The organism is Lelliottia nimipressuralis (assembly GCF_041464075.1).
Taxonomy (GTDB): domain Bacteria; phylum Pseudomonadota; class Gammaproteobacteria; order Enterobacterales; family Enterobacteriaceae; genus Enterobacter; species Enterobacter nimipressuralis.
The window spans coordinates 2,924,850-2,938,133 of sequence record NZ_CP167172.1 but is presented as its reverse complement, the minus strand read 5'-3'; the positions used below and the strand labels follow the sequence as shown (position 1 = coordinate 2,938,133).

9 protein-coding genes are annotated in these 13,284 nt (G+C 55.7%); 6 read left to right on the top strand and 3 right to left on the bottom strand.

Going from position 1 to position 13,284, the window contains the following annotated elements; translation table 11 throughout:
- Positions 1-188 precede the first annotated feature (188 nt).
- Positions 189-1,541, bottom strand: a complete 1,353-nt coding sequence (yegD, locus tag ACB496_RS14110) for a molecular chaperone (RefSeq protein WP_371972885.1) — start codon at positions 1,539-1,541, stop codon at positions 189-191.
- Between the two features lie 132 nt (positions 1,542-1,673).
- Between yegD and alkA the strand changes: the two genes are divergently transcribed.
- Complete coding sequence (alkA, locus tag ACB496_RS14105; RefSeq protein WP_314522810.1) at positions 1,674-2,546, top strand: DNA-3-methyladenine glycosylase 2; 873 nt, start codon at positions 1,674-1,676, stop codon at positions 2,544-2,546.
- Here alkA and ACB496_RS14100 read toward each other — a convergent pair.
- Positions 2,511-5,840, bottom strand: a complete 3,330-nt coding sequence (locus ACB496_RS14100) for a diguanylate cyclase (protein ID WP_107704247.1) — start codon at positions 5,838-5,840, stop codon at positions 2,511-2,513. The two genes, alkA and ACB496_RS14100, sit on opposite strands and share 36 nt — an antisense overlap.
- A gap of 342 nt (positions 5,841-6,182) precedes the next feature.
- Here ACB496_RS14100 and udk point away from each other — a divergent pair, with 342 nt between their 5' ends.
- The 3 genes from udk to asmA all read left to right on the top strand — a co-directional run bounded on the left by udk (position 6,183) and on the right by asmA (position 9,367).
- The gene (gene udk, locus ACB496_RS14095; RefSeq protein ID WP_100779601.1) at positions 6,183-6,824 is read left to right on the top strand and encodes a uridine kinase; all 642 of its coding nucleotides are present in this window, start codon (positions 6,183-6,185) and stop codon (positions 6,822-6,824) included.
- A 91-nt stretch (positions 6,825-6,915) separates the two neighbouring features.
- Positions 6,916-7,497 carry a dCTP deaminase gene (gene dcd, locus ACB496_RS14090; protein ID WP_100779602.1) on the top strand — a complete coding sequence of 194 codons (582 nt, stop codon included), beginning with the start codon at positions 6,916-6,918 and terminating at the stop codon, positions 7,495-7,497.
- Positions 7,498-7,519: 22 nt separating this feature from the next.
- Positions 7,520-9,367 carry an outer membrane assembly protein AsmA gene (asmA, locus tag ACB496_RS14085; RefSeq protein ID WP_371972884.1) on the top strand — a complete coding sequence of 616 codons (1,848 nt, stop codon included), beginning with the start codon at positions 7,520-7,522 and terminating at the stop codon, positions 9,365-9,367.
- Positions 9,368-9,414: 47 nt separating this feature from the next.
- On the opposite strand, the gene ACB496_RS14080 is transcribed toward asmA, so the two are convergent.
- A complete protein-coding gene (locus tag ACB496_RS14080; RefSeq protein ID WP_100779604.1) occupies positions 9,415-10,998 on the bottom strand; it encodes a TerC family protein in 1,584 nt (527 codons plus the stop codon).
- 694 nt (positions 10,999-11,692) lie between these two features.
- Between ACB496_RS14080 and ACB496_RS14075 the strand changes: the two genes are divergently transcribed.
- A complete protein-coding gene (locus ACB496_RS14075; protein WP_100779605.1) occupies positions 11,693-12,832 on the top strand; it encodes a polysaccharide export protein in 1,140 nt (379 codons plus the stop codon).
- Between the two features lie 6 nt (positions 12,833-12,838).
- On the top strand, positions 12,839-13,282 hold the full coding sequence (gene wzb / locus ACB496_RS14070) for a low molecular weight protein-tyrosine-phosphatase Wzb (protein WP_100779606.1): 444 nt from the start codon (positions 12,839-12,841) through the stop codon (positions 13,280-13,282).
- Positions 13,283-13,284: the final 2 nt, after the last annotated feature.

Genomic DNA, 13,284 nt, shown 5'->3' with positions numbered 1-13,284 from the left:
GAAACACTTCGGGGAATGATACTAGTTTAGTCAGGCAACGCAGTGGAATAATGGAGGAAATATGAAAGACTGTCTGGATTTGTCTGAGAGATAAAAGCAAAACGGCAACCTGAGCTGCCGTTTTGAGGATTTCTCGCTCTTACCGGGCGCGGGGGGAGGGCATCAGCCCGCACAGACCCCGACAAATATCAGCTGAACATCACCTTCGCCCAGCGTGCCAGCCCGGCGGTGACGGAGCCAAAATCATCGCCACCGGCAATCGGAATGCCCGGCAACTGTTCTGCCAGCGCTTTCTTGATCAGCGGTGAACGTGCGCTACCGCCCGTCAGGTAGATCACATCCGGCTTCTCGTTACCGTTTTCCAGCGCCAGTTGGACCTGCTCCAGAATGCGCTGCAGCGGCTGCGACAGCGCTGTCTCAAGCCCATGCTGAGAAATGGCGGTCGCCAGTTCATCGCTGATAAACGGCAGCGTGACGTCGTGCTCGGTCGCATCGGAGAGGGCAATTTTGCTCTCTTCCGCACTGCGCACCACACGGTAGCTCAGACGTTGACGCCAGACTTTATGCAGCAGGGCCACTTTGTCGCCGTCCTGGGCGTCACGCACCAGGTCGTTCAGGAAGCGTCCGTTAGCTGTACTGTAGAAATCGCTCTGCGCCGGAACGTCGTTAATCGCGACGGCATTCCACCATGGCAGAATCGGCAGGGCGGTCCCTTTTTCCGTTTGCCCGCCCATACCGAGCAGCGGCATCAGGCTTTTAAATGCCAGGGCGATATCCAGATCGTTACCGCCTACGCGACAACCGCTGTGCCCTAACAGGCTGTTTTCGCGGTCGCGGCGCTGGTGCCATTGAGGCCCCATCAGTAGCAGGGAGCAGTCGGTAGTACCCCCACCGATATCCACCACCAGCACACGTTTCTCTTCGCGCAGCGTCGCTTCAAAATCCAGACCCGCAGCGACCGGCTCATACTGGAACACAACGTCGCGGAAACCGGCGCGATGGGCCGCGCGCTCAAGAATACCCTGCGCCTGCTGGTTGGCTTCATCGCCGCCCAGCCCCTGGAAGTTAATCGGGCGGCCAATGACGGCCTGGGTAATCGCGTCCGACACCTGCGTCTGCGCCTGGTTGCGAATGTGCAGCATCATCGCGCACACCAGATCTTCAAACAGGGCTACCTGCTGCGGCTTAAGCCCGCTGGCACCGAGGAAGGATTTGGGGGATTTAACGAAGTAAACTTCTTCCGGATCTTCAATGTACTGCGCCAGAGAGGACAACCCGAACTGTACGCTGGACGGCGTGACGTCGATATCTTCGTCGCGGTTGAAATTCACGGCACGACGCAGTAACGCCTGCGTCTCTGTGGCAGTCGCCGGAACCTGATGGTGGCGATACAGCCATTCGCTCACGGCTTCGCGCGTCGGCGCACACAGCATCGACGGCAGCAGCGAGCTCTCTTTTTCCATTTTCAGCAGACGTGGCGTGTTGTCATCCATCACCGCCACAGAGCAGTTTGCCGTACCGTAGTCAAAACCAATAAACACTGACGTAATCCCCATGCCGTTGAGAAGGGGCGAGACTTTAGCGAAATGTCTCGCTCACGACAACAGGAATATGAAAGCAAGGCACGCCGCGTAAGGTCGGGTTATGCTGTGAAGACAACAAAAGGAGCGATGATGTACACCCTGAACTGGCAACCCCCCTACGACTGGCAATGGATGTTTGGCTTTCTTGGCGCGCGTGCGGTCGCGGGCGTGGAGACCGTGACCGATACCTATTACGAGCGCAGTTTCACCTGCGACGGCCATCAGGGGCTGTTTCGGGTCACGCCATCGCTGGCGGATTGCACCCTGCAGGTCACGCTCAGCGAAGGGCTGGTGCCGGTCGCACAGAACTGTCTGGCGCGTATCGACCGCCTGTTCGATCTCTCCTGCAATCCGCAGCACATCGCTGCCACGCTGGGTGAGCTGGGCGCAGCGCGTCCAGGATTACGCCTGCCGGGGGCGATGGATGCGTACGAACAGGGTGTGCGGGCGATTCTCGGGCAGCTGGTGAGTGTGTCGATGGCGGCGAAACTCGCGGCGCGCGTGGTCGCGCTCTGCGGCGAACCGCTGAAGGGATTCCCGGATTACACCTGCTTTCCGACCCCGGCGGCACTGGCCGCTGCCGATCCGCTGGCGCTCAAGGCGCTGGGGATGCCGGTGAAACGCGCGGAGTCGCTGATTCACCTTGCGCAGTCGGTCGTTGACGGCACTTTTCCGCTCCAGCCGCCGGAAGATATTGAGAGCGGAATGAAGGCGCTCCAGGCGCGGCCCGGGATCGGGCGCTGGACGGCTAATTACTTAGCCCTGCGCGGCTGGCAGGCGAAAGATGTGTTCTTGCCGGATGACTATCTGATCAAACAGCGCTTCGCCGGTATGACGCCGGCGCAGATCCGCAAGTATGCGCTGCGCTGGCAGCCGTGGCGGTCTTATGCGCTGCTCCATATCTGGTATACGGAAAACTGGGCACCCTCAGTTGATAGCGAAATAACTGGTGTTGAGCAGTAGCTCCAGCGGCTGCGGTTCGGCAATGGAATCGCCATAGATGAAGTCGATGCCAATGCCGGAAAGGGTATCCATCATCAGCGGCTGATTGCTCGGCCCGGCAATGGTTTTCATCCCCAGTCGCTGGGCGTGGCCCTGGATAATGGTCACCATCATTTCGTCCATCAGATTACCGTGGACGTTGGTCACCAGCTCCGGGTCCAGCAGCAGGTAATCCGCCATGTGGGCGCTCAGGTGGTTAAAGATGTCCATATCGCGCCCGACCTGGCTCAGAATAATGCGGCAACCGGCCTGACGCAGTTTTTGCAGCCCGTCCTGAATCGTCGCATCCTGGTTTTGCAGGGTTTCGACCGGGATCACCAGATGCAGCAGACGCCCCGGCAGTGGGCTTTTTTCCAGCAAATCGAGCAGTTCATTCACCAGCGTCGAGCTGGACATCCCTTCAGGCGAGAGCGGCAGCGCCACACCCATCCCTTTATTCGCTACCTGAACGGCAAAGGCGCGGAAAAATTCCTGGAAAATACGACGATCGAGGGCGTGCAGCAGATCCGGTTCTGCCAGCCCCGAGCGGAACGCGTGTTCTTCGAGCACTTCGCCCTGGCTGGTCCACAGCCGCAGGGAGACCAGCCAGAAGTTGCTGCTCTCCGGAATGCGCGGCGACGCGACGCTGCGGCCAATCATCAGCAGATGGTTGTCTTTGATCATGTGCCATTGCTCATCCAGCGACATCATGCTGCGCGCGCTGTGAATTCTCTCCTGCTGCGGTTCGTACACCGTTACCACGCCGCGACCGTTGTTTTTCGAGGCGTAGCAGGCGATATCGGCCTGGGACATGACTTCTGCGGCCAGGCTGTTTGTGTCGTCAATCAGCGTGATCCCGGCGCTGGCGCCGATGCGGTGCAGGCGACCTTCCCACATGAAGTGGTAATCGTTGATGGCATGAATAATTCGGCCCGCGATATAGCGTGCGCTCTCGACGTTACAGTCCGGCAGCAGCAGGCCAAATTCATCGCCGCCCAGTCGCGCCAGCACGTCGCTTGAGCGCAGCATACTCAGCATCAGAGACGACAGTTCGCGCAGCAGGGCGTCGCCCGCTGCGTGGCCTGCGGTGTCGTTCACCGCTTTGAAGCGGTCGAGATCGATAAAGACCAGCGCGTGGCGCTGATGGGTGTCATGCACGGTTTGCAGCAGACGCTTGAGATGGCTTTCAAAGCTGACGCGGTTCGCCAGGTGGGTGAGGGCGTCGTGAGAGGCGCTGTAGCTTAGCTGACGCAGCATTTTGCGCGACTCGGTGACGTCCTGAATGACCAGCACCGAGCCGATATTCTGCCCGTCGAGGGTGCTCAGCGGCGTGATGCTGTAGTGAATATCGAAGCTGCCGCTATTGCGGCTGTGCAGGACCACATCCTGATTAATATCAGAACGTGACATATCGCCGCTGTGAATATTTTCCATCGGCGGGCCGTTCTCGCCGAAGGTAATGTGCAGCACGTTGAGGATGGGCTGTCCCATCGCTTCCTGCTGCGTCCAGCCGCTCATTTTCTCTGCGACCGGGTTCATAAAGGTGACGTGCATATCGATATCGGTACACAGCACCGCCTCGCCGATAGAGTCGAGGGTGATATGCAGACGCTCTTTTTCCTGGAACAGGGCTTCGTTAAGTTCTTTAACTTCGGTCATGTCCATATTGATGCCCAGCAGGCGTTCGACTTCGCCCTGCTTGTTGAGCACCCGATTCGCCAGCGAGCGGATATGACGCACCCCCTCTTTGACGCGTATGCGGAATTCGAGCTTAAACGGCACGCGCGCCATCAGGGCATCGCGGATCACCTGTTCGGCATGCTCGCGATCCTCCGGAAGCATGCTCTCGTGCCACAGCTGCCAGGTCGGTTTGATATGCGACGGGATCTCGTACATCTCGAACATACGTTTGTCCCAGCTGATCACATCCGGCTGTAAATCCCACTCCCAGATACCGATGCCGCCCGCTTCGTTCGCGAGCGTAATACGCTCCATCAGGCGCTTATTAACCCACTCCGTATGCTTGAGGTCGTTGATGTCTTCGATTTGCGCGATGAAATAGAGCGGGGAGCCGTCCGTATGACGCACCACGGAGACCGTCAGCAGCGCCCAGACCACCTCGCCGTTGCGGGTGTAATAGCGCTTTTCCATTGAATAGCTGTTGATGTCGCCACGTACCAGATCTTCCAGGCTTTTCAGGTCGGAATTTAAATCTTCCGGCCAGGTCAACTGCTGGAAAGTCAGGGCCTGCAGCTCAGGCTGCGAGTAGCCAAGGAACTGGCACAGCGCCTTGTTTGCCTGCAGCCACTGCCCTTCAATGCCGACCAGCGCCATGCCGATGGCGGAATACTCCATCGCATTACGAAAGCGTTCTTCACTCTCCGTGATGTGCTTGCGCTCGGCGCGAAAGGCGTACATCACCATGGTCATCACGTTCGCCGGCAGGAGCATCATCAGGAAGGGCAGCCAGGGAGCGTTGAGCATCACGTCGGTGTTCTGGGGCGTGAGCAACGCCGGTTTGGTCGCAATCATCAGCGACACCATCATCACCGTCACCAGAAAGACGAGGAACGCCTCCATGCGCGGCAGACGCACCGCGCTCCACATCAGTAACACAATTACGCAGGTAAATGGCCAGGGCAGGAAAGTGATCGACACCCAGCACAGCACCAGCGTGACCGCCATAGTGAGCAGGGTTTCCAGCAGCAGTTTCGGGTTGCGGTGGCGCAGTAAATAGTGCGGTTTAAACAGCAGACCGAGTGGGACCAGCGCCAGCGCGCCGATAGATTCTGAAAGCACCCACACAAAAAAGTTACGCAGCGGCTCGGCGCTGGGGACCAGCAGCCAGGCCAGAACGCCGCCCAACAGCGGCGGCACCACGGCGCTGCCTATCGCCAGACGAATCCAGTCGCTAAGATTTTTGAGCGGGTTATACCAGGGCAATAATTTACGCAGCAGCAGCGCGCCGACGCACGCTTCGATCACGTTGATGGCCGTGTACCAGAAACTGAGGGTTTCCCAGGAAAACAGCATCCATGAGGCAAGAATGTTACCAAACGAGCAGGCGAGGGCGATTCCTGGCCACATCTTTCCGGCGTGGCGATAGAAGGCGACCATCATGATCGACGTCGGGAACCATAACGGTGCCAGTAAAGTACCGAAACGCGTCAGCTCGAGCGAGAAAAGGGTGAAGATGAAGGTCACCAGACCAAGACTGACAAGCCGTAGTAAAGGATGTGGGGTAGTCACCAAAACATGCTGGTATTGTTTATTCATTACCGCTTTATCCAGAGACGCCATGCTGCCAGGAACAAGGTCCGCACGAATGAGAATTTTAATTTGGATTATGCTAGTACAAACAATTTACAATTCATATGCCGACTGCTCATAATTTGTCATCATAGAGTTATTAAATACTTAGTCAGCAGAAATTTCAGGTTTAACGCGTTAAAAATGACCGTTAAAATTTCGGTCAGGGCGAAAAGAGGGATTTGGAATGACTCTCGCATTACCTGCCCTTTCCACTAGTATCAGGCACGCGAAATCCCTATAATTGCCGCGTTTGACGCTCAGGCGTCGTCCTTCCTTTACATCCAGGTTAATCAGGTCGCTAAATTTATGACTGATAAGTCTCATCAGTGCGTCATCATAGGCATCGCCGGCGCATCAGCTTCAGGTAAAAGTCTTATTGCCAGTACGCTTTATCGCGAACTGCGCGAACAAGTTGGTGATGAGCACATCGGCGTCATTCCCGAAGACAGCTACTATAAAGATCAATCCCATCTGTCGATGGAAGAACGCGTAAAAACGAATTACGACCATCCTAATGCCATGGATCACAGCCTGCTGTTCCAGCATTTGCAAATGATCAAAAGCGGCACGCCTATCGATCTGCCGGTCTATAGCTATGTCGACCACACGCGTACGCAAGAAACGATTCACATTGAACCGAAAAAGGTCATCATTCTGGAAGGCATCCTGCTGCTGACCGATGCGCGCTTGCGCGAAGCGATGAACTTCTCGATTTTCGTCGACACGCCGCTGGACATCTGTCTGATGCGTCGTATCAAGCGCGACGTGAACGAGCGTGGTCGTTCGATGGACTCCGTGATGGCGCAGTATCAGAAAACCGTACGTCCGATGTTCCTGCAGTTTATTGAACCGTCCAAACAGTACGCTGATATCATCGTGCCGCGCGGGGGTAAAAACCGCATTGCTATCGATATCCTGAAAGCGAAAATTAGCCAGTTTTTTGAATAATACGCCCGAATTGTGTACCGTTCAGAGATAACCGGGTTTGCCCTGAAGCCAGTGCGGTTTCAGGGTTTGATGCACGAAAGGAGAAAGTGTCATGCGTCTTTGTGACCGAGATATAGAAGCCTGGCTGGATGAAGGGCGTCTGTCTATCACCCCGCGTCCGCCAGTAGAACGCATTAACGGTGTCACCGTTGATGTGCGTTTGGGCAATAAATTCCGTACTTTCAGCGGCCACACCGCACCTTTTATTGATTTGAGCGGACCGAAAGACGAAGTCAGCGCCGCGCTCGATCGCGTCATGAGCGATGAAATTGTGCTGGCGGAAGGCGACGCTTTCTATCTGCACCCGGGCGAACTGGCGCTGGCGGTGACCTATGAATCCGTGACGCTGCCTGCCGATCTGGTGGGCTGGCTCGATGGCCGCTCGTCTCTGGCGCGTCTGGGGCTGATGGTGCACGTCACCGCGCACCGTATTGATCCCGGCTGGTCTGGCCGTATCGTGCTTGAGTTCTTTAATGCCGGTAAATTACCGCTGGCGTTGCGCCCTGGTATGATGATTGGTGCGCTGAGCTTCGAGCCGCTGACCGGCCCGGCCGAGCGCCCTTACAACCGCCGTCAGGACGCGAAGTACCGCGACCAGCAGGGTGCGGTTGCCAGTCGTATTGATAAAGACTGATTTAGGCTTCATCGAGGATGCCATGAGAAGAGTTCTTACAACGCTGATGATTTTGCTGGTGGTGCTGGTTGCTGGCCTTTCAGCGTTGGTTCTGCTGGTTAACCCCAATGATTTCCGCGCCTACATGGTCCGCCAGGTCGAAGCTCGAAGCGGGTATGAACTGAAGCTGGATGGGCCTCTTCGCTGGCACGTCTGGCCGCAGCTCAGCATTCTGTCTGGCCGCATGTCACTCACTGCACCGGGCGCCGCTTTGCCGGTGGTCTCTGCCGACAATATGCGTCTGGACGTCGCCTTAATGCCGCTGCTTTCGCACCAGCTGCAGGTGCGTCAGGTGATGCTGAAAGGTGCTGTCATTCAGCTGACGCCACAAACAGAAGCCGTCCGTAAACCGGGTGAGCCTGTTGCGCCTCGCGCTAATTCACTTCCCGACGTCCCCGAAGATGCGGGCTGGTCATTTGATATCGCCAGTCTGAAAGTGGCGGACAGCGTGCTGGTCTTCCAGCATGAGGATGACGACCAGGTCACCGTGCGCAATATTAATCTGACGATGGAACAGGACCCGCATCATCTGGCGACGGTCGATTTTTCAGGTCGCATTAATCGCAATCAGCGTGACCTGACTCTGTCGCTAAATGCTCGCGTCAACGCGTCGGACTACCCGCATCAACTTACCGCCGATATTCAACAGCTGAACTGGCAACTCTCTGGCGCCGATCTCCCGACGCAAGGGATCACCGGCCAGGGCACGCTGCAGGCGATGTGGCGCGAAGAGCAAAAACAGCTTGAACTGAATAATCTCAACCTGCAGGCAAATGACAGTTCATTAAAAGGTCGTGCCAGCGTGCTGCTGGGCGAAGAGCCGAAATGGGTCTTTGATCTTCAGTTCGACAAGCTCAACCTGGAAAATCTGTTGCCTCCGCAGCCGGTCCCGGCGAAAGAGGGTGACGGCGCTCAGGCACCCGGGCTGCCGAAACAGATGCGACCGGTTATTGCGTCAAACGTCGACGCGCCAGATTACAACGGGCTGCGCAGCTTTACGGCGGATATTCTGCTTAAAGCCAACTCGGTGCGCTGGCGGGGCATCGACTTCACTAACGTCAGTAGTCAGATGCTGAACCACAACGGTTTACTGGTCATTTCCGAGCTAAGCGGTCAGATGGGGGCGGGGCATATTTCGCTGCCTGGCATGCTGGACGTGCGTAAGGATATGGCGAAGGCCGAGTTCCAGCCGCGTCTTGAGAACATCGAGATTGGCACTATCCTCAAAGCCTTCGATTATCCTATCGCGCTGACCGGTAATCTGACCATGGCGGGAGATTTCTCCGGCGATAAGATTGACGCTGACGCCTTCCGTCACAGCTGGCAGGGGCAGGCGCACGTTGACCTCGCCAACAGCCGCATGGAAGGGCTGAACTTCCAGCAGCTGGTGCAGCAGGCCGTCGAGCGCAGCAGTAATGTCAAAGCCAAAGAGAACTTCGACAGCGCGACGAAACTCGACACCTTTACCACCGATCTGACGCTCGACAACGGGCAGCTCACGCTCGATGACATGCAGGGGCAATCCTCGATGCTGGCGGTCACGGGCAAAGGCACGCTGGATCTGGTGAAAGAGACGACGGATACGCGCTTTAACGTCCGCGTGATGTCCGGCTGGGAAGGCGAAGGCCCACTGATTGATGTCCTGAAAGAGACGGCTATCCCACTCAACGTTTACGGCAGATGGCAGGAGCTGAATTACAGTCTTCAGGTTGACCAGATCTTGCGTAAACATCTGCAGGATGAAGCAAAACGCCGTCTGAATGAGTGGGCGGATAAGAATAAAGATTCGCAGAACAGCAAAGATGTGAAGAAGCTTTTAGATAAGCTCTGATCCAATCATCCCCCTCTCCTTGAACGGGAGAGGGGAATGAGAGGAGATCAAACCTCAAAATCCAAATCATCCTCCCCGCGCAGGGGGATCAGCTGCACTTTCTGCACGCGGTGACTCTCCACCTGCAGCGTTTTCAGCACATATTCCCCTACCTGAACCTCTTCACCCGGCTGCGGAATGCGCTGTAAGTATTCCATCAGCAGACCGGCGATCGTGTGGTATTCGCGCTTCTCATCCAGCGGCAGTGGAACGTACTGCACTAAATCTTCCAGCGGCATATGACCGTTGGCAGTCCAGGACCCATCGGCATTTTTCTGGATGTCGTGGCGGGCGTCGATCTCATCCACTTCGTTAGGCAAATTACCGGCGATGGTTTCCATCACGTCGCTCAGCGTCACCAGCCCTTCAACGGAGCCAAACTCATCGACCACAAAGGCAAAGTGGGTGCGCGCGTTGCGGAACTGTTCCAGCGCCGAAAGCAGCGGCAGGGTTTCCGGGAACACCAGCGGCTGGCGGATCAGCGCACGTAAATCCAGTGGCTCACCGCGCAGGGACTGCTGGAGCAGGTCAATGACGTGCACCACCCCAAGCAGACCTTCCTCATCATCACCGCCGGTCACCACCACGCGGGTGTGCTGGTTTTTATCCAGCAGGGCGCGGATCTGTGCTTCCGGCGAATTCAGGTCGATATGTTCGATATCGTGGCGCGACGTCATGATGCTACTGACCGAGCGCTGGTTAAGATTGAGCACGCGCTCAATCATCCGCCGCTCCTGCGGGTTAAAGATCTGGCTGTCGTCGTGATCGGCAAGCAGTGACGCTGACTCTGCATCCAGCTCGGCGTCCTCTTTCTTACCGCTAAGCAGGCGCAGAACGGTCTCCGCCGTGCGCTGACGCAAGGTCTGATTGGCAGAGAGAAAACGGCGGCGGTTGAAAATCGCCAGCTGGTTCAGGGATTCAATAATCACCGAGAAACCGATCGCCGCGTACAGATAGCCTTTTGGAATATGGAAGCCAAAGCCGTCTGCGACCAGGCTAAAGCCGATCATCAGCAGGAAGCTCAGACACAAAATCACAATCGTTGGATGGCTGTTCACAAAGCGCGTCAGGGCCTTGCTCGCCATCACCATCAGCGTGATGGCAATAATCACCGCCGCCATCATGACGGGCAGATGATCGACCATCCCCACGGCGGTAATCACGGAATCCAGCGAGAAGACCGCGTCCAGCACCACGATTTGCGCGACCACGGGCCAGAACTTCGCCCCACGACGCTGGGTGGGGTTCTCGCTGTCTTTCCCTTCGAGCCGTTCATTCAGCTCAACGGTGGCTTTGAACAGCAGGAACAGGCCGCCAAACAACATGATCACGTCACGGGCGCTAAAGCTCAGGCCGTGGAACGAGAAGAGGGGAGTGGTCAGGGTGACCAACCAGGAGATCGAAGCCAGTAACAGCAAACGCATCACCATCGCCAACAGCAAACCGGTAACGCGTGCGCGGTCGCGCTGCGCCGGGGGCAATTTTTCGGCGAGGATGGCAATAAAGACCAGGTTATCGATGCCAAGCACTAATTCGATGACGACCAGCGTCACCAGCCCGGCCCAGATTGATGGATCGGCAATCCATTCCATAGTAATAGCAGTACCTCTGAAGATATGACATTTGTCACACTTCGATCATGGATAAAGCTGGCAAAAATTGCAATGACTGCTTGAGATTTCTCTTAATGAAAGCGCGGGAAATAGCCACGGCGAATAACCCTGTTATTTCTATATGAAAGTGAAATTATCCGGTTAAGCGGATAATTAGGAAATATCGCATGAAATGTTTTATGTCCGTATTTTGTCAATATAAAGAAATTCCTAAAACCATAAAAATTTGCGCTTAATATTATTCTTAAAAACCAATAATAGGACGGTTGTCTCCTTGCCTGCTATTAGGTTAGCTGCAACAATTCTCCAGGCATCAAATGTTAAATCTTCTTGCTGCTATTTATGTAACGGTCTCAAGAGCGAACATTCATTACCGCTCAGGCATTGAAAATGCCGGATATATTTATCCTGCAAGACCTAATTTTAGAGGGTGTCTATCCATAATACATTGTTTCGTCAGTGGATTGGTAACTGAAAGCCAAGGGCGGTAGCGTGCCTGAAAGCGTGTGAATCAGCCTCGATTATTCTGTCAATAGCCAATGGATGAATAAGCGTTTTTTAGGATTGATGCCAGTTATATTTCTATTTTATTAACTGCATTCTGATTGCCTAAACAACCCGCGCTTATTTAAATTGCACAGGATAATTACTCTGCCAAAGTGATAAATAATCAATGATGAAATCCAAAATGAAATTGATGCCATTATTGGTGTCTGTGACCTTGATGAGTGGTTGTACGGTCTTTCCCGGCAGCAATATGTCAACAATGGGCAAGGATGTGATCAAGCAACAGGATGCTGATTTTGATCTCGACAAAATGGTGAATGTTTATCCATTAACGCCGCGTATCGTCGAACAATTACGCCCGCGTCCGAATGTTGCGCAGCCGAATATGTCTCTGGATCAGGAAATTGCCTCTTATCAATACCGCGTGGGGCCGGGCGACGTTGTGAGCGTCACCGTCTGGGATCACCCGGAACTGACCACTCCCGCAGGGCAATACCGCAGCTCCAGCGACACCGGTAACTGGGTGCAGCCTGATGGCACCATGTTCTATCCCTACATCGGTAAAGTGCACGTCGTGGGGAAAACCCTCGCAGAAATTCGTAGTGATATTACCGGCCGTTTAGCGCAGTACATCGCTGACCCGCAGGTGGACGTTAATATCGCCGCATTCCGTTCGCAGAAAGCCTACGTCTCCGGCCAGGTCAATAAATCGGGCCAGCAGGCGATCACCAACGTACCGCTGACCATTCTCGACGCCATTAACACCGCGGGCGGGTTAACGGACGCGGCCGACTGGCGCAACGTGGTGCTGACGCACAACGGCAAAGAGGAGCGCATTTCACTCCAGGCGCTGATGCAGAACGGCGATTTGAGCCAAAACCGTCTGCTCTATCCGGGCGACATTCTGTTTGTGCCGCGCAACGACGATCTGAAAGTGTTCGTGATGGGCGAAGTTAAAAAACAGAGCACCCTCAAAATGGACTTCAGCGGCATGACCCTGACCGAAGCGCTGGGGAATGCGGAAGGCCTGGATCTGACGTCGTCTAACGCCAGCGGCATCTTCGTGATCCGTCCGCTGAAAGGCGAAGGCAGTGCGAAAGGCAAGATTGCCAACATCTACCAGTTGGATATGTCCGATGCGACGTCCCTGGTGATGGCGACGGAATTCCGTCTGCAGCCATACGATGTGGTCTATGTCACTACCGCGCCAGTCACACGCTGGAACCGTCTGATCAACCAGTTGCTGCCAACCATCAGTGGCGTTCGCTACATGACGGACACGGCGCGCGACATTCATACCTGGTAACCCGCGATGTTTAACAAAATTCTGGTGGTGTGCGTGGGGAACATTTGCCGTTCCCCCACGGCTGAACGGTTGCTGAAAAATTATCAGCCCGATCTGGTGGTGGACTCCGCAGGGCTGGGAGCGCTGGTGGGGAAGGGGGCGGATGAGCGCGCAACGAGCGTGGCGAAGTCGCATAACCTCTCCCTCGACGGGCATGTGGCCCGTCAGGTCTCTGGCCGGATGTGCCGGGAGTACGATCTGATCCTCGCGATGGAAAAGCGCCACATTAGTGCGCTGTGCGAAATCGCACCGGAGATGCGCGGCAAAGTGATGCTGTTTGGTCACTGGGACAGTGAGCGCGAAATTCCCGATCCGTATCGCAAGAGCCGTGAGGCATTTGAGGCGGTTTATACCTTACTAGACCAGTCTGCCCAACAGTGGGCGCAGGCACTGAAAGCTCAGCAGGGATAACA

Bases quoted from the DNA above. Each gene is read 5' to 3' on its own strand.
- alkA (WP_314522810.1), top strand. From the start codon at position 1,674: ATGTACACCCTGAACTGGCAACCCCCCTACGACTGGCAATGGATGTTT.
- ACB496_RS14100 (WP_107704247.1), bottom strand. From the start codon at position 5,840: ATGAATAAACAATACCAGCATGTTTTGGTGACTACCCCACATCCTTTA.
- udk (WP_100779601.1), top strand. From the start codon at position 6,183: ATGACTGATAAGTCTCATCAGTGCGTCATCATAGGCATCGCCGGCGCA.
- dcd (WP_100779602.1), top strand. From the start codon at position 6,916: ATGCGTCTTTGTGACCGAGATATAGAAGCCTGGCTGGATGAAGGGCGT.
- asmA (WP_371972884.1), top strand. From the start codon at position 7,520: ATGAGAAGAGTTCTTACAACGCTGATGATTTTGCTGGTGGTGCTGGTT.
- ACB496_RS14080 (WP_100779604.1), bottom strand. From the start codon at position 10,998: ATGGAATGGATTGCCGATCCATCAATCTGGGCCGGGCTGGTGACGCTG.
- ACB496_RS14075 (WP_100779605.1), top strand. From the start codon at position 11,693: ATGATGAAATCCAAAATGAAATTGATGCCATTATTGGTGTCTGTGACC.
- wzb (WP_100779606.1), top strand. From the start codon at position 12,839: ATGTTTAACAAAATTCTGGTGGTGTGCGTGGGGAACATTTGCCGTTCC.